The sequence below is a fragment of the Brevibacillus sp. FSL K6-0770 genome (genome assembly GCF_038000275.1).
Classification (GTDB): Bacteria; Bacillota; Bacilli; order Brevibacillales; family Brevibacillaceae; genus Brevibacillus; species Brevibacillus parabrevis.
The window spans coordinates 2,467,430-2,481,608 of sequence record NZ_JBBOBQ010000001.1; the positions used below are offsets into that span (position 1 = coordinate 2,467,430).

20 protein-coding genes and 1 tRNA gene are annotated in these 14,179 nt (G+C 51.7%); 20 read left to right on the forward strand and 1 reads right to left on the reverse strand.

Annotated features, from left to right (window positions below):
- Positions 1 to 63: 63 nt before the first annotated feature.
- The 7 genes from NST23_RS12105 (at position 64) to NST23_RS12135 (ending at position 5,206) form a co-directional block, all read left to right on the forward strand.
- A complete protein-coding gene (locus tag NST23_RS12105) occupies positions 64 to 699 on the forward strand; it encodes a YphA family membrane protein (protein ID WP_063226930.1) in 636 nt (211 codons plus the stop codon).
- 6 nt (positions 700 to 705) lie between these two features.
- The gene (locus NST23_RS12110) at positions 706 to 1,611 is read left to right on the forward strand and encodes a YIEGIA family protein (protein WP_122963595.1); all 906 of its coding nucleotides are present in this window, start codon (positions 706 to 708) and stop codon (positions 1,609 to 1,611) included.
- A gap of 3 nt (positions 1,612 to 1,614) precedes the next feature.
- Complete coding sequence (locus NST23_RS12115; protein WP_122963594.1) at positions 1,615 to 1,797, forward strand: capping complex subunit for YIEGIA; 183 nt, start codon at positions 1,615 to 1,617, stop codon at positions 1,795 to 1,797.
- Positions 1,798 to 1,850: 53 nt separating this feature from the next.
- On the forward strand, positions 1,851 to 3,164 hold the full coding sequence (der, locus tag NST23_RS12120; protein ID WP_122963593.1) for a ribosome biogenesis GTPase Der: 1,314 nt from the start codon (positions 1,851 to 1,853) through the stop codon (positions 3,162 to 3,164).
- Positions 3,165 to 3,179: 15 nt separating this feature from the next.
- A complete protein-coding gene (gene plsY, locus NST23_RS12125; RefSeq protein WP_063226933.1) occupies positions 3,180 to 3,782 on the forward strand; it encodes a glycerol-3-phosphate 1-O-acyltransferase PlsY in 603 nt (200 codons plus the stop codon).
- Between the two features lie 37 nt (positions 3,783 to 3,819).
- The gene (locus tag NST23_RS12130; RefSeq protein WP_242771752.1) at positions 3,820 to 4,869 is read left to right on the forward strand and encodes an NAD(P)H-dependent glycerol-3-phosphate dehydrogenase; all 1,050 of its coding nucleotides are present in this window, start codon (positions 3,820 to 3,822) and stop codon (positions 4,867 to 4,869) included.
- A gap of 67 nt (positions 4,870 to 4,936) precedes the next feature.
- Positions 4,937 to 5,206, forward strand: a complete 270-nt coding sequence (locus NST23_RS12135) for a stage VI sporulation protein F (protein WP_122963591.1) — start codon at positions 4,937 to 4,939, stop codon at positions 5,204 to 5,206.
- Positions 5,207 to 5,326: 120 nt separating this feature from the next.
- Here NST23_RS12135 and NST23_RS12140 read toward each other — a convergent pair whose 3' ends face one another.
- Positions 5,327 to 5,857 (reverse strand): hypothetical protein, encoded by a 531-nt coding sequence (locus NST23_RS12140; RefSeq protein WP_242771750.1) that lies wholly within the window; start codon positions 5,855 to 5,857, stop codon positions 5,327 to 5,329.
- Positions 5,858 to 5,986: 129 nt separating this feature from the next.
- Between NST23_RS12140 and NST23_RS12145 the strand changes: the two genes are divergently transcribed.
- The 13 genes from NST23_RS12145 to NST23_RS12205 all read left to right on the forward strand — a co-directional run bounded on the left by NST23_RS12145 (position 5,987) and on the right by NST23_RS12205 (position 14,164).
- Positions 5,987 to 6,175: a DUF2768 family protein gene (locus tag NST23_RS12145; protein WP_063226937.1), complete on the forward strand. Its 189-nt coding sequence runs from the start codon at positions 5,987 to 5,989 to the stop codon at positions 6,173 to 6,175.
- A gap of 14 nt (positions 6,176 to 6,189) precedes the next feature.
- Positions 6,190 to 6,486 carry a 2Fe-2S iron-sulfur cluster-binding protein gene (locus NST23_RS12150; protein WP_122963589.1) on the forward strand — a complete coding sequence of 99 codons (297 nt, stop codon included), beginning with the start codon at positions 6,190 to 6,192 and terminating at the stop codon, positions 6,484 to 6,486.
- A gap of 15 nt (positions 6,487 to 6,501) precedes the next feature.
- The gene (locus NST23_RS12155) at positions 6,502 to 6,843 is read left to right on the forward strand and encodes a 2Fe-2S iron-sulfur cluster-binding protein (protein WP_063226939.1); all 342 of its coding nucleotides are present in this window, start codon (positions 6,502 to 6,504) and stop codon (positions 6,841 to 6,843) included.
- A gap of 22 nt (positions 6,844 to 6,865) precedes the next feature.
- Positions 6,866 to 7,594, forward strand: coding sequence for a hypothetical protein (locus NST23_RS12160; protein ID WP_173598794.1), 729 nt, complete (start codon positions 6,866 to 6,868; stop codon positions 7,592 to 7,594).
- A gap of 180 nt (positions 7,595 to 7,774) precedes the next feature.
- On the forward strand, positions 7,775 to 9,253 hold the full coding sequence (spoIVA, locus tag NST23_RS12165) for a stage IV sporulation protein A (protein WP_063227114.1): 1,479 nt from the start codon (positions 7,775 to 7,777) through the stop codon (positions 9,251 to 9,253).
- A 237-nt stretch (positions 9,254 to 9,490) separates the two neighbouring features.
- Complete coding sequence (locus NST23_RS12170) at positions 9,491 to 9,763, forward strand: HU family DNA-binding protein (RefSeq protein ID WP_005831316.1); 273 nt, start codon at positions 9,491 to 9,493, stop codon at positions 9,761 to 9,763.
- Between the two features lie 325 nt (positions 9,764 to 10,088).
- Positions 10,089 to 10,655 (forward strand): GTP cyclohydrolase I FolE, encoded by a 567-nt coding sequence (folE, locus tag NST23_RS12175; RefSeq protein WP_173595995.1) that lies wholly within the window; start codon positions 10,089 to 10,091, stop codon positions 10,653 to 10,655.
- 92 nt (positions 10,656 to 10,747) lie between these two features.
- A tRNA-Pro gene (locus NST23_RS12180) sits at positions 10,748 to 10,824 on the forward strand.
- Between the two features lie 136 nt (positions 10,825 to 10,960).
- The gene (locus tag NST23_RS12185) at positions 10,961 to 11,641 is read left to right on the forward strand and encodes a lytic transglycosylase domain-containing protein (protein ID WP_173595807.1); all 681 of its coding nucleotides are present in this window, start codon (positions 10,961 to 10,963) and stop codon (positions 11,639 to 11,641) included.
- A gap of 36 nt (positions 11,642 to 11,677) precedes the next feature.
- Positions 11,678 to 11,905 carry a trp RNA-binding attenuation protein MtrB gene (gene mtrB, locus NST23_RS12190; protein ID WP_063226943.1) on the forward strand — a complete coding sequence of 76 codons (228 nt, stop codon included), beginning with the start codon at positions 11,678 to 11,680 and terminating at the stop codon, positions 11,903 to 11,905.
- Between the two features lie 70 nt (positions 11,906 to 11,975).
- On the forward strand, positions 11,976 to 12,491 hold the full coding sequence (locus NST23_RS12195) for a hypothetical protein (RefSeq protein ID WP_173595808.1): 516 nt from the start codon (positions 11,976 to 11,978) through the stop codon (positions 12,489 to 12,491).
- Between the two features lie 115 nt (positions 12,492 to 12,606).
- Positions 12,607 to 13,440 (forward strand): heptaprenyl diphosphate synthase component 1, encoded by an 834-nt coding sequence (locus tag NST23_RS12200; RefSeq protein ID WP_173595809.1) that lies wholly within the window; start codon positions 12,607 to 12,609, stop codon positions 13,438 to 13,440.
- A gap of 4 nt (positions 13,441 to 13,444) precedes the next feature.
- Positions 13,445 to 14,164: a demethylmenaquinone methyltransferase gene (locus tag NST23_RS12205; RefSeq protein ID WP_122963583.1), complete on the forward strand. Its 720-nt coding sequence runs from the start codon at positions 13,445 to 13,447 to the stop codon at positions 14,162 to 14,164.
- The last annotated feature ends 15 nt before the right edge of the window (positions 14,165 to 14,179 follow it).

Below are 14,179 nucleotides of genomic sequence, written 5' to 3' on the forward strand. Positions count from 1 at the left end.
TCATGAAAGGGGAGCGCTTGAGGCATACTTTGGGGAGACAACCACAATTTTGAGGAGATGAACATGAACGAGGGAACCATTGCGCTTCTCATCCAGTGGTCTCTGCTTTGTCTTGTCTGGATGGGAAGCTTTGACGCGCAGCTGCGGGAAATGAACATGGAAAGAAGACGCGTGCTTGCCGTGCTTTGTGCGTTTCTGATCTGCTCCTTTGTCAGCTGGAAATTGTTCTTCGCTCCCATCCAGGTGAGTCTCAGCGGAACGTTGTTGCCCCTTTTTGCAAGTGTGGTCCTCTACACGCGCCTCCCCAAAGCGACGAGAAGACTGTATGTGGTAGGTGCGTTAGGCATCTCTGTCATGGTCTTTTGGCTGCGCTGGCTGTTTTTTACCGATCCGATCCTGCTGTTTTGGGACGAGCGGGTCATTGTGCCAGGAATTAGTGTTGCGGTTGCCTTTTCCATCAGCAAGCTGAACGCGGCCCGGCTGTTCGCGCTTATGCTTGCGCTACCGATGGCGGATGCTCTCCACACGCTCTATTTTTGGCAAGCTTCTGGCACGTGCAGCCTGGGGACGGATTATGCGCAAGATCTTTTGTGGAGCGGCATCTCCTTGCTGGGGCTGGTCAGTTTGCTCTGGTCTGCCATTCGTCGGCTGTTTGGACGGAGAGAGACAGAGCCTTCCCATTCCGACACAGGCAGGTGATCGCGAGTGTTTAAAGAGCTGTTAGCCAATGAATTTGTCGTTCCTTTGACGATTGGATTCGTCTTCGGAATCATGTGCAGAATCAATTTGCTGCGAACGGATTATCGGCAATATCCGACCTATCCGCACGGAAAAATTATTCATGTTTCGCTCGGCGTAATCGCTTCGGCATTGGGGGCACTGGCTGTTCCAGCCTTGCTCAAGGAAAACTATACGGCCGTTACCTTTTTAACCGTGGCCGCTCAACAGTTCAGGGATGTGCGCAACATGGAGCGCACGACGCTGACGGAAATCGACAAGCAAGAACTGGTGCCGCGCGGCGGGCCGTATATCGAAGGGATCGCCATGGTGTTTGAAGGCCGCAACTACATGGTGATTTTTACGTCGCTGGTGGCGACGACTGCTACGATTTTGTTCAACTGGTGGGGCGGAATCATTGCCGGAGTCATCGCCCTTCTCATCTCGCGCAAGCTGCGTTCGGGAAAGACGCTCTCCCTGATCGCCGAGACGAGTCCGGCAGAGGTGCGGGTGGAAGGAAAGGATTTGTACGTCGGGGATATTTACATCATGAACGTGGGACTGGAAGATGCGCAGAACATCATCCGGGAGCATGGCGTTGGGTTTATTGTGAGTCCAAAAGACGCCAATGCCAAGGTGACGATCGCCCATCCCGGCCAGCGACAGGCGATTTTGCATGATGTCGCCACGCAGCTTGGCGTGTACACCGATACGGGGGAGCCTTCCTTGACCCCACTCGTGAAGCGCGACCTGCAATCAGGGCGGCTCGGCGTATTTTTGCTGCCGCAAGAAAAAGACGCGGAGCATGGCAAACAAGTCATCGATGCCGTGCCGATTTTGGAAAGCGTCTTCCGAATGCCGCAAAAGACCAAATTAGCGAAGAAGGAGCTGTAGACCATGACCGGGACCATTTTGGCCGTGATTACCGTGAACAAGGAGAGAATCGCGGGCGGAGCGCCCATTTTCATCGAGTCTACGCACGAGAGCATGCAGCAAACAGCCTTTACGCTGGAAAAGATTCTGGACGCCATGGTGCATGAGGTGAGCAAGGATACCCTTATCATTGTTCGTCACAAGTAGTGTATGGTATGATTAGCTAGTCAAAACGTAAATGAGAGAGAGTGTTGTTGATTATGGGATTACCTGTGGTAGCCATTGTGGGGAGACCCAACGTGGGGAAGTCCACGATATTTAACAGACTGGTCGGCGAGCGCATCGCGATCGTGGAGGATATGCCGGGAGTAACCCGTGACCGCCTGTACGGCAAAGGAGAATGGTTAACCCATACTTTCCACGTCATTGATACGGGCGGGATTGAGTTTGGCGAGACCGATGAAATTCTCACGCAAATGCGCTATCAGGCTGAGCTGGCGATTGATGAGGCCAACGTCATCATCATGATTACCGACAGCCGAACAGGCGTAACGGACGCTGACCTTGAGCTGGCTCGCATGCTGAACCGTACGGGTAAGCCAGTTGTTCTGGCTGTAAACAAAGCGGACAACCCGGACATGCGTGCCGATATTTACGACTTTTACTCGCTTGGCTTGGGTGAGCCGTTCCCGGTTTCCGGCAGCCATGGTCTCGGCTTGGGCGACATGCTGGAGGAAGTGGTTCGCTTTTTCCCGGCGGAAGACGACGAGGAGCGAAAAGAAGACGTCATCCGCGTGTCGATCATCGGACGTCCGAATGTAGGGAAGTCTTCCTTGACCAACGCCATTTTGGGCGAAGAGCGCGTCATTGTCAGTGATGTCGCAGGTACTACGCGCGATGCGATCGATACTCCGTTTGAGCGGGAAGGTCAAAGCTACGTTCTCGTTGACACGGCGGGTATGCGCAAGCGCGGGAAAGTGTACGAGACGACGGAAAAATACAGCGTCATGCGCGCCATGCGTTCCATCGAGGACAGTGATGTCGTTCTCGTTGTCATCAACGGGGAAGAAGGCATCATCGAGCAAGACAAAAAAATCGCCGGTTATGCCCATGAAGCTGGTCGCGGCGTGATCATCATCGTCAACAAGTGGGATGCCATTGAAAAAGACGACAAAACGATGCAGCGCTTTACCGAGCTGATCCGCGAAGAGTTCAAATACCTCGATTACGCGCCAATCATGTATGTATCAGCCAAATCCAAGCAGCGTGTTCACACGATCCTTCCAAAAGTAAACGAGGTAGCGCAAGCACACTCGATGCGCATTCCGACCTCCGTCCTCAACGATATCGTTACGGATGCAACGATCCGCACGCCGCCGCCATCTGACCGAGGCAAGCGTCTGAAAATCAACTACGCGACGCAAGCGACAGTCAAGCCTCCAACATTCATCCTGTTTGTGAATGATCCGGAGCTTATGCATTTTTCCTATGAGCGCTACATAGAGAACAAAATCCGCGAAGCATTTGTCTTTGAAGGTACTCCTGTTCGGATATGGACGCGGAAAAAAACGTAGGGAGAGGAAACCGCCATGGTGTTATTAGCCTGGGTGCTCAGCTATTTGATCGGCTCAATTAGCTTCAGCTATCTTATTGCCAAAAAAGTTGCAGGAATTGATATTCGCTCACATGGCAGCGGGAACGCAGGGGCGACGAATACGCTTCGCGTGCTGGGGAAAGGTCCGGGTATTGCCGTACTGATCCTTGACGCACTAAAAGGGTTGGCGGCGATGGGAATAACACACCTCATGACAGGTGATGCCGCTGCCTATGCAGTAGCGGGCTTGTTTGTCATCGCGGGGCACAATTGGCCTATCTATTTTGGATTTCGCGGGGGAAAGGGCGTTGCAACTACGCTCGGCGTGGTGCTCGGCTTCTCTCCCCTCGCCTTTTTGATTGCAGCGGTACTGGCTGTGCTGGTTATTGCCATTACCCGTTACGTCTCCCTTGGATCGCTTGTCCTCGTTACGGTAATTCCTATTTCTTTGTACCTGCTGGATAAACCGATTTCCTTTGTTTGGACAAGTTTGGTAATCGCGGTGTTTGCGTATGTTCGCCATTATAACAATATCCAAAATCTTATAGCAGGTACGGAACGGAAGCTGGGAGACAAGTCCAATCGCAAGCTGGGATAGATCTGAATGGGTCTGAATCGTTCTCGCAGAACGAAGGATGGAGGGGGATCTATTGAGAAAAGAGGTTACAGTAGTCGGTGCAGGTAGTTGGGGGACGGCTCTCGCTTCTGTGTTGGCTGAAAACGGCCACCAGGTTCGGCTGTGGGTGCGCGATTCCAAACTGGCTGACGAAGTGAACGCAAAGCACACCAATGCCAAGTATTTGCCTGAAGTGAAGCTCGCCGAAAGCATCGTGGCGACAACGGATCTGGAAGCGGCTGTTTCCGGCAAACCGATTGTTCTCTTGGCAGTGCCTTCGCACGCCATGCGGCAAATTTGCAGGCAGTTGGCACCGTTTTTACATAGCGACACACTTTTGATCCATGCCACAAAAGGCTTTGAGTTGGAAAGTCTGAAACGGATGTCTGAGGTCATCATGGAAGAGGTGCCTCGCGAAATATCTGGACGGCTTGCCGTCTTGTCCGGGCCGAGCCATGCAGAAGAGGTAGTCCGCAGGCAGCCTACTACGGTCGTGGTTGCATCCGAGTCGGAGGACAGCATGCTGCGTGCGCAAGATCTTTTGATGAACGCCAATTTCCGGGTGTACACCAACCCGGACTTGATCGGAGCGGAAATCGCCGGGGCGTTGAAAAACATCATCGCACTCGGAGCGGGCATGTCAGATGGGCTGGGGTTCGGCGACAACGCAAAAGCGGCGCTTTTGACGCGCGGCCTGGCGGAAATCAGTCGCCTCGGCATCAAGCTTGGCGCTATGCCGCTTACTTTCTCCGGGCTGGCTGGGGTCGGTGATTTGATCGTGACGTGCACGAGCCGCCATAGCCGCAACTGGCGCGCAGGCTACATGCTCGGACAAGGCAAAAAGCTCGATGACGTCTTGGCGCAGATGGGCATGGTAGTCGAAGGGGTGCGTACGACACATGCGGCACACGCGCTCGCACAGCGGGAGCAGGTTGAAATGCCGATCACGTCCGTTCTGTACGGCATCTTGTTCGAAGGCAAAGAACCGCGCCAAGGGGTAGAGGAACTGATGGGCAGAGGAAAGACGTTTGAAATGGGCTATCTGAATCCGGATGAGACGCAAGCGTAGCGTTTCACACATTTAGGCTCCTGCACATACGATAGGGTGAAAGCCCAGATGCAGGAGGAGAGCGCAGATGAATAACAATCTTTCCAAGCGTTTTTTGGAGCGTTTGCAGGGAAAAGGCAGCGAGAAGGTCGACGAGGGCAAATTGCGGTCGCTTGCGAGTCAGATGAAGCGCAGCGACTTTGAGGATGAAGCAAAGCTTCGGCAAATTTTGCAGACGCTCGCGACCATGAGCGGCAAACAGCTCAATCCGGAAAAGGAAGACAAGATCATCGAGATGTTCCGCAACAAGGAAATCAATTTGAATGACATGTCATCCTTGTCCAAGCTGCTAAAGTGAGAGAAATGGGCGATTATGCCCGTTACCTGCTGTCAAAAGCATCATACAGTAAAATTAGGAACAATCATGGCTCTACAGGGACATGGCTGACCTACAGATACCAAGAAAAAAAGAGGGATCTCATCCCTCTTTTTTTCGTTGCTTGCTTGAGCCGCTCACCGTCTGGGTCAACAGGTTTTGCACCAATGGAGATTGCAGCAGGCCGAGAATTTGCCCGATGTCAATGTTGCCGAGCGGGTTTCCTGAGCCAGAGCCTGAGGCTGCGCTCGATTCCTGGGGTGTTTCCACTGCTTTGGCTGTTTCTTTGCCCTTTGCATTGTCTCTCGCCGTTTCCACGTTTCCTTTGCGCTTGGTCGAGACTGGTTTTTCGGCAGCAACTTCCGGTTCAGCCGTACGTTTGCCCAGGTTCTCGATGATTTCCATGGCACCGTACAGCGTATCCATCGTTTCTTCCACCTGGCGAATCGTGGTGCTGATCCCTTTGATGTTGTTGCGCATTTTGGAGACGGAGGATCTAAGGTCCACGGCTGGCAAGATTTTTTTCGGGGTAATGGCTAATGAGACGTCGGCCACTTGGTCGCTCAATTTTTTGCTCGGTATGGGAGCGTACGGGTTTCGCCATTTTCGACCATTTACTTTGTTGCTCAACATTCATCCCTCCCATGGGCGGATTCATCAGAATAGTCTATGCGAACGTCCAGATAGAGGTTCACAAGGTCAGACGAGAGCTGGGAAGTATGGTATAATGAAGCAAAAAATGCAAAGGATGCTGCAAGCCAGATGTATATCGATCCTATGACGAAGATGAACATTTCACTACTGGCCATCGGCCTGATGTTCGTCTGCAATTTGTTGATGATCTTTGCCAGAAAAATGACGAATGCGCTTGTCAGATTTCTCGTGAAGACTTGCGCTTTCCTGATGTTAATCGCGGTATTTGTCATGATTTTGATCGTGATTTTTGTGTAAGGGGAGGATAGGGGATGTCTCAGGTAACACTGATCACTCGCTCAGGAACGTATGAAGTGCCTGTGGAGTTGAATGAGACGATCGTTGCGATTGCCAAAAAACATAAAGTTCCGTGGGGGCATGCTTGCCAGAGAGGCGTGTGTGCTCAGTGCCGCACGCAAGTGGTAGAAGGCGCGGAGTACCTGAGCGAGATCACGAGCGAGGAAAAGCTGCGCCTGCGCAAAGCAGAGCGGGCCGAAGGGTTCAGACTTGGCTGCCAAATCAAGATCGTCGGGCAAGGAACGGTGAAGCTGGCCCATCGCCCGTATTGAAAAAGGAGTGACGACATGGGGAAGGTGACTTTTCTTCCCGGCGGTAAAAGCGTGAAAGCGAGGGCGGGCCAATCGCTTGTCAGTGTTGCTGGCAATGCCCGGATCGTGATCCCGCAAAGGTGTGGAGGCCACGCCTCCTGTCTGATGTGCCGTGTCATTGTGGAGAGCGGAGAACTTGCTCCTCCTACCGTGCTGGAGCTGCGCAAAATGCCGGAGCAGGACTTGCGGCAGGGGCTGCGCCTGGCTTGTCAGGCCAAGGCGACAGAGAACGACTGCACGGTCCGAATCCCGGAGAGCCGGTTAAAATCGGTGGTGGCTGCGGCACTTGAGCGACAGCGCTTGGAAAACGAAGAATGAGGGTTTGAGGTGTATACATAAGATGTGGCAATCATGGCGTAAAACTTTCAAGCTGACTATCAGCTTGTGCATGCTTTCTGTTTTGTTGTCCGGATGTTTGTATCCGAACGAGCGGAAGGCGGAAAATCAGGTGCCCAGCTCATTTTTTCTGGAGGCGGCGCAAAAAGGTATCGACGAGTTCAAAAAAGATACCGCTGTGCTCCCGATTGTGACGAAACCGCTGGACACTCCCATTTTTGAGAAATACGAGATTGATTTTCGCAAAATGATTCCCAAGTACATCCCGGATGTGCCTGGAAACGCCTTTGAAAAGGGCGGACTGTACAAATACGTCCTGATTGACGTGGAGACGAAGCCAACCGTCAAGCTCATCCATCTAGGGGCTGTCAGCACGGTTGCCGATGTACAGACGGCTGTAGACCGCTATCGCGGCTATTTTAACAAGCTGCCGGTGCAAGCCGACCTCGGCAACGGCTACTACTCGATCGACCATACGGAGATCGGTGTGAAGGCGTGGCAAGTGCCATCGACCATGGGCAATTATTTGCTGCCGCTGGTCATGAATGCGGATGGGCAAGTAGGAATTGACTACGCGGCAGATATTGCGACGATGCTGCGCGAGAACAAAGCGACTGTCACGCCAAACACAGACCCGAGATACGTCCTGTCGCGCGTATCGATGTTTGTTCCCGCCAAATCGTTCCCGTACGAGTTGGTAGACGGTGAGCCGAGGCTGCTGCAAATCAAATAGCGAACACAAAAAACAACTCTGATCGGAGTTGTTTTTTTGTTCTAGTTGGTCCAGTCGCACATATACTTGTACTGTCCACGAAACTAGTACGAGATTCCCTACGAAAATACTGACGGTCAGGGATAATTCGGAAAATCGGTCATAGTGTAAAAATAGACAAATAGAAGGAGGTCATCGATGGTGGAACGAGTCGACATCTTTAAAGACATTGCCGAACGGACGGGCGGAGACATCTACCTCGGGGTAGTAGGCCCGGTTCGTACGGGAAAGTCGACCTTTATCAAACGGTTTATGGAGCAGGTCGTCATCCCGAATATCCAATCGGAAGCAGAGCGGATCAGAGCGACAGATGAACTGCCGCAGAGTGCTTCTGGCCGAACAATCATGACGACAGAGCCGAAGTTTGTTCCGAACCAAGCCGTAAACGTACATGTGACAGAAGGACTCAGCATCAATGTCCGCCTCGTTGACTGCGTAGGTTATACGGTTCAGGGGGCAAAAGGCTTCGAGGATGACAACGGCCCACGAATGGTGAACACTCCGTGGTATGAGGAGCCAGTGCCATTCGAGGAAGCAGCTGAAGTCGGAACGCGTAAAGTCATCCAGGAGCATTCGACTATCGGAATCGTTGTTACGACAGATGGCAGCATCGCGGAAATTCCGCGTGTAGGATACATTGACGCGGAGGAGCGGGTCGTCAATGAACTGAAGGAAGTGGGCAAACCGTTCGTCATCGTGGTGAACTCGACGCGTCCACGCTCTGACGAGGCGCAAAACCTGCGTTTGCAGCTTCAGGAAAAGTACGACGTGCCAGTAGTGGCCTTGTCTGTCGATCACATGACAGAACAGGAAATCCTCCTCTTGATGCGAGAAGTGCTGTTCGAGTTCCCTGTGCATGAAGTAAACGTGAACCTGCCTAGCTGGGTCATGGTGCTGGAGAACGGCCACTGGCTCCGTCAGAACTATGAAGAAGCCGTACGTGAAACCGTGCAGGATATCCGCCGGTTGCGCGACGTGGACCGCGTCGTCGGCTTCTTCAATGACTATGACTTCGTGGAGCGGGCGTCTCTTGCGGGAATGCACATGGGCCAAGGGATTGCGGAGATCGACCTGTTCGCGCCGGATGAACTGTATGATCGCATCCTGATGGAAATCGTGGGCGTCGAGATCAACGGCAAGGACCATTTGCTGAAGATTATGCAGGAATTTGCCCACGCCAAGCGAGAGTACGACCAGGTAGCGGAAGCCTTGCATATGGTGCGCAGTACGGGCTACGGAATCGCTGCTCCGTCGCTGCATGAGATGACCTTGGACGAACCTGAGCTGATCCGCCAGGGACCGCGTTTTGGCGTCAGACTGAAAGCGACTGCGCCATCCATTCACATGATCCGCGTCGATGTCGAATCGGAATTTGCTCCGATCATCGGGACCGAGAAGCAGAGCGAAGAGCTTGTCCGTTACTTGATGCAGGACTTCGACAAAGATCCGCTGTCGATCTGGAATTCGGACATTTTCGGCAGATCGCTGCACTCGATTGTGCGGGAAGGCATCCAGGCAAAAATTACGATGATGCCGGACAATGCGCGGTATAAATTGCAAGAAACATTGGGGCGGATCATCAACGAAGGCTCCGGCGGTCTGATTGCCATCATACTTTAAGGACTAGGTAAATAGACCTAGACAATTGATTCCAAAAGGGGGCACCCGGCGTGACGGGATGCCTTTTTTTCTTGTATTTCGTTCAATTTCGACAGGAGGGGCTTGAATTTAAGAAATCGGTGTATTACTATAAGCTTGTCAGATCGGTAAATACCACCAATCGTGTATAAAACGCTTCGTTTCGGTTAAGAAAAATAATAGCTAGGACTTGGTGTTCTTTGAGGGGAGGTGAAGAAAATGAACAAAACAGAATTGATTGCAAAAGTGGCTGAAACCACCGAACTCACCAAGAAAGATGCAACTAAAGCAGTTGACGCTGTTCTCGATGCAATTGCTGATGCTTTGAAAACTGGTGATAAAGTCCAACTGATCGGCTTTGGTAACTTCGAAGTTCGTGAGCGCGCGGCTCGTAAAGGTCGTAACCCACAAACAGGTGAAGAGATCGAAATCGCTTCCAGCAAAGTACCTGCGTTTAAACCAGGTAAACAACTCAAAGACTCCATCAAGTAGTTGTTTCTTTTGAGAACGAAGCACTTACATAAAAAAATCCACATTGATGAAATGTGGATTTTTTTTAACGTCCGGGATGCGAACGTTTGTGCACGTGAGGACGGCTGCCCTTTTTGGTTGAAGACAGGCAACAAAGGGCGGACAACTTTGGCTTGGTGTACATACAGTTGTCTTGTCAGATGTTTTTGTTTTTTTGAAATGAGTATGGTAAGATTGGCGTGGGTTCGGCTGCGTACAACGGAGCATGACAAACGGATCTGGTCAGGGCCAGCCGGAGAAGCCGCAAGCTTCGCAAACGGGATGGGCCGCTAGGTAGGAGGTACAAATAATGAACGTTGATTTGGATAAAATTCAACAGGCTGTCCGCATGATTCTGGAGGCGGTCGGAGAAAATCCCGATCGCGAAGGATTGCTGGATACCCCTAAACGCGTCGCAAAAATGTATGCAGAAGTATTCGAGGGCATGCATATCAACGAGGAACAGTACTTTGAGACCGTTTTTAGCGAAGATCACGAAGAAATGGTTTTGGTCAAAGACATTCCTTTTTACTCCATGTGCGAGCATCACCTGGTTCCGTTTTTCGGCAAGGCGCATGTGGCCTACGTTCCACGCGGTGGACGGGTTGTCGGTTTGAGCAAGCTGGCGAGAGCGGTTGAAGCAGTAGCCAAGCGCCCGCAGCTGCAAGAGCGAATTACGACGACGATTGCCGAGTCGATCGTCCGCAAGCTTGACCCTCATGGCGTGATCGTCGTGGTTGAAGCAGAGCATATGTGCATGACCATGCGCGGCGTGAAAAAGCCCGGCTCGAAAACGATCACCTCTGCGGTGCGCGGCATGTTTGAAAAAGATGCGGCGGCGCGTGCAGAAGTATTCAGTCTCATCCGCTCCTGATCGGACAGGCGCTAGGCCTGGGATGAACTGCCAAATCCAGCAATTTTCTATTGACTCTACAGGTAAAATATTGTAAAGTACAGATGTACAGTCGGGATGTGGCGCAGCCCGGTAGCGCGCACCCTTGGGGTGGGTGAGGTCCAGGGTTCGAATCCCTGCATTCCGACCATCTGAATAAAAAACCAGGAAGCCTTTTGCGAGGCTTCTTTTTTTGTTCTTGACAATTGCCATTTTTGCTATTGGCTTCCTGATCTTTCTTTTTTATAATAGTAGGGAGACAAGCAAGGGAAGGGTTGTTTAGTGCCATGAAGGTGCCTGTATCGCTTCAGCCGTATTTACAATCAACACAGCAATCCTATTCAAGCAATCGCGCAGCTTCCTCCTTGTCCTACGGGGAGCAGGATCTCTTTTCTGATGTGTTGCAATCACAGTTGGCGCAAGGACAGCGCGTCATCTCCTCGCAAGAGATTTTGGCCAAGCTCGACGGCAGCAGAGAATGGAAGCTGGCCGCAGACTATGAGTCAGAGTTGAATCCGACGATGGAAAAAGGAGCAGCGGTTGCTCCCGGAGCTATTTTGGAGAAAATTGAACGAACCGCCAAATCGCTTGGCGTCGATCCCGATTTGATCCGGGAAGTCGTCAGAGCCGAGTCGAATTTCAATCCGAATGTCGTGTCCAAAGCGGGTGCCAAAGGTTTGATGCAACTGATGGACAAAACAGCACAGGCGATGAGTGTCCGCAATTCATACGACCCGGATGAAAATCTGGCGGGTGGAACGAAATATTTGAAATCGCTTCTCGACCGCTACGACGGCAATGTCAAGGTGGCGCTGGCGGCGTACAATGCAGGTCCGGGCCGGGTAGGCCGGCTGGGTATCGACAGTGACGAGGAGCTGGAGGCAAAGTACAGCCAGCTGCCTCGGGAAACGCAGAAGTATGTAGCAAAAATCATGGGCCGTTTGGAGACAGACGGGACATCATACTAGACGAGGCGCATCACGCACTGGTCAGGAGGAAACAACTTGTCACAGCCAACAATCAACCAGGACTATTTTGTCGTCAAAGCCAAGGAAAACGGCGTGCATGTCATCGGGCTTACGAGAGGCTCGGACACCCGTTTTCATCACACAGAAAAGCTCGACAAGGGCGAAGTGATGATCTTTCAATTCACGGAGCATACTTCGGCCATCAAAGTTCGGGGAAAAGCCGTCATTTACTCGCAGCACGGTGTTGTCGATACGACAGAATAAACAGCTCCAGCGGAAAAGCAGGCATAGCCTGCTTTTTTTGTTTGTACAATGGTGAAGAGGAGGGATGTCTATGCCGCGCCAACTGCTCATGGCGATCGCTGTTTCCACTTTTCTGGCTCTGATGCTGTCGATGGTCCCGAGTGCTTTATGGAGGCAGGCAGATGTGCCCACTTTTCAGACATCACACCCTGTTCAACTGAGCGAGCGAAATGTCCTGGATTTGTTTACATTGACGCCCACACATTATAAAATGAAGCGTATAAAATGGGAAAATCCGTCGGTTTATGTCGATTTGATCGTGAAACCGGGTGAAAAAGTGGATGAAAGTCAAGTTTATCGTGATTTTTACGGATTGACATACGGCTTGCTAACGCACACGGATAATGTTGGTCAAGTGTATTTCCGTTTGCTGGAAGAAAGCGAACAGCCAAAAGAGTCGAGACTCCTTGTTGCCATTCAAACAACTGGGACGAATTTGAAGTCATTTTCCAAACCGGCGGCGGAGATCGCCGATGTGGATTCGTTTGTGAAAAACACATTTCCCGTGCGAATCGATCCGTATTTTTATGAGAGAATTAGTCCCTGATGGTAGAAGTATGGTATGATAGCAAGGACGGCCTTTTGACCGGATGGTAAAGGTAGACGGAAGTGTACGGAACAGGCAGACATCTTTAGGTTGCGCAGCTTGTGGAGGAGGACGCATGAGCAAAGAACATACCCCCTATGTAGAAGAGGTTCGATCGATCATCGAGCAGATCTACAAGCGAACCACCCATTCCTATGTAGAATATTACGTGGACGTTCCTTCCATGGCGGAGAATCGCCTGGAACTCTTGTATTTGTTTTTGCTGGAGCAAGGCATGACGAAGGAACGGGCATCCATTTTCTGCACAGCGACTGGACTTGTCCAGCTGGGACTGGACATGCATGAAAATGTGGAAAATCAATACGAACATTCCTTGAGCGCAGAGCGAAACAGACAGTTGACTGTGCTCGCCGGAGATTACTACAGCAGCCGCTACTACAACCTGCTGGCGGAAACGGGCGAGATTGAAGCGATTCAAGTGTTGTCCGGAGCCATTCAGCGCGTGAATGAAGCCAAAATGAAGCTGTACATTGCGGGACGCGATTCCAGAAGCTTGTCGGATGAAGGGTACTGGGAATTGCGCAACGCCATCGACACAGGTTTGTACGTAGCAATCGTAGAGAAGTATGCCGATTCGGATGATCGCCGCCGCCTGTGGGTCGATCTGATGAAAGAAACGGCCAAGGTAGAAAGCGTTATCGGAGAGTGGGAGCAAATCAAGTGGCAAGAGCAGGTTCCCTTTGGTTTTGCTCGTTTTTTGCTGCAAAAACCGGGTGCTACGCTTGCCCAGGTACTGTCGGGCGTTGAGATGAAAGCCATGGAAATGATCGGCATGTGCGAGCAAATGGTGCGTTCGCTGCCAGCAGAAACACGCAATGTGCTTGCTTCCATAACAGCTCGTTACTCCCATCGAGTGAATCGCCTGAAACGAGTTATTGAGGAGATGTAGCCTAGTGGACCAGACACAAATGAACGAGAAGGCAAAATACGTTCACTCTGTATTTGAAAGCATCGCGAGCGACTACGACAAAATGAACAATGTCATCAGTTTTGGCAGCCATCTGGCCTGGCGCAACTACACCATGAAGCAGATGAACATTCAACCGGGCCATACCGCATTGGATGTAGCCTGCGGCACGGCGGACTGGACGATCGCGCTTGCCAAAGCGGTGGGGAAAGACGGCCGGGTGGTCGGGCTCGACTTCAGCCAGAACATGCTGGATGTAGGCGCGTACAAGGTGGCGAATGAGGGAGTCAGCAACAACGTCAAGCTGGTGAATGCCGATGCGATGAATTTGCCTTACGAGGATAATACATTCGATTTTGCCACGATCGGGTTTGCCCTGCGCAACGTTCCGGATGTGCAGCAAGTGCTCAATGAAATGGCGCGCGTAGTCAAACCGGGCGGGAAAGTCGTTTCTCTGGAAGTGTCCAAGCCTCCATTCATTCCGTATCGCAAGCTATTTTACTTATACTTCTATAAAATTTTGCCATTGATTGCGAAAATGACCGTGAACAAATACGAGGAATATGCCTGGCTTCCGCACTCGCTGACCAATTTTCCGGACAGTCGTGAGCTTGCCGGGATGTTTAGAAAAGCAGGCTTGGACCCGGTTCAAGTCAAGCTGTTCATGGGCGGCGTATCCGCGCTGCACATTGGCACGAAGCCGTAACCGCCTCGACAACAA

What these genes read in the sequence shown, in the direction of transcription:
- NST23_RS12115 (WP_122963594.1), top strand. Translation starts at nt 1,615, where the DNA reads ATGACCGGGACCATTTTGGCCGTGATTACCGTGAACAAGGAGAGAATC.
- NST23_RS12150 (WP_122963589.1), top strand. Translation starts at nt 6,190, where the DNA reads ATGTCTCAGGTAACACTGATCACTCGCTCAGGAACGTATGAAGTGCCT.
- NST23_RS12105 (WP_063226930.1), top strand. Translation starts at nt 64, where the DNA reads ATGAACGAGGGAACCATTGCGCTTCTCATCCAGTGGTCTCTGCTTTGT.
- NST23_RS12145 (WP_063226937.1), top strand. Translation starts at nt 5,987, where the DNA reads ATGTATATCGATCCTATGACGAAGATGAACATTTCACTACTGGCCATC.
- NST23_RS12160 (WP_173598794.1), top strand. Translation starts at nt 6,866, where the DNA reads ATGTGGCAATCATGGCGTAAAACTTTCAAGCTGACTATCAGCTTGTGC.
- NST23_RS12195 (WP_173595808.1), top strand. Translation starts at nt 11,976, where the DNA reads ATGCCGCGCCAACTGCTCATGGCGATCGCTGTTTCCACTTTTCTGGCT.
- NST23_RS12170 (WP_005831316.1), top strand. Translation starts at nt 9,491, where the DNA reads ATGAACAAAACAGAATTGATTGCAAAAGTGGCTGAAACCACCGAACTC.
- der (WP_122963593.1), top strand. Translation starts at nt 1,851, where the DNA reads ATGGGATTACCTGTGGTAGCCATTGTGGGGAGACCCAACGTGGGGAAG.
- NST23_RS12135 (WP_122963591.1), top strand. Translation starts at nt 4,937, where the DNA reads ATGAATAACAATCTTTCCAAGCGTTTTTTGGAGCGTTTGCAGGGAAAA.
- NST23_RS12130 (WP_242771752.1), top strand. Translation starts at nt 3,820, where the DNA reads ATGGAGGGGGATCTATTGAGAAAAGAGGTTACAGTAGTCGGTGCAGGT.
- NST23_RS12155 (WP_063226939.1), top strand. Translation starts at nt 6,502, where the DNA reads ATGGGGAAGGTGACTTTTCTTCCCGGCGGTAAAAGCGTGAAAGCGAGG.
- NST23_RS12200 (WP_173595809.1), top strand. Translation starts at nt 12,607, where the DNA reads ATGAGCAAAGAACATACCCCCTATGTAGAAGAGGTTCGATCGATCATC.
- NST23_RS12185 (WP_173595807.1), top strand. Translation starts at nt 10,961, where the DNA reads ATGAAGGTGCCTGTATCGCTTCAGCCGTATTTACAATCAACACAGCAA.
- NST23_RS12140 (WP_242771750.1), bottom strand. Translation starts at nt 5,857, where the DNA reads ATGTTGAGCAACAAAGTAAATGGTCGAAAATGGCGAAACCCGTACGCT.
- plsY (WP_063226933.1), top strand. Translation starts at nt 3,180, where the DNA reads ATGGTGTTATTAGCCTGGGTGCTCAGCTATTTGATCGGCTCAATTAGC.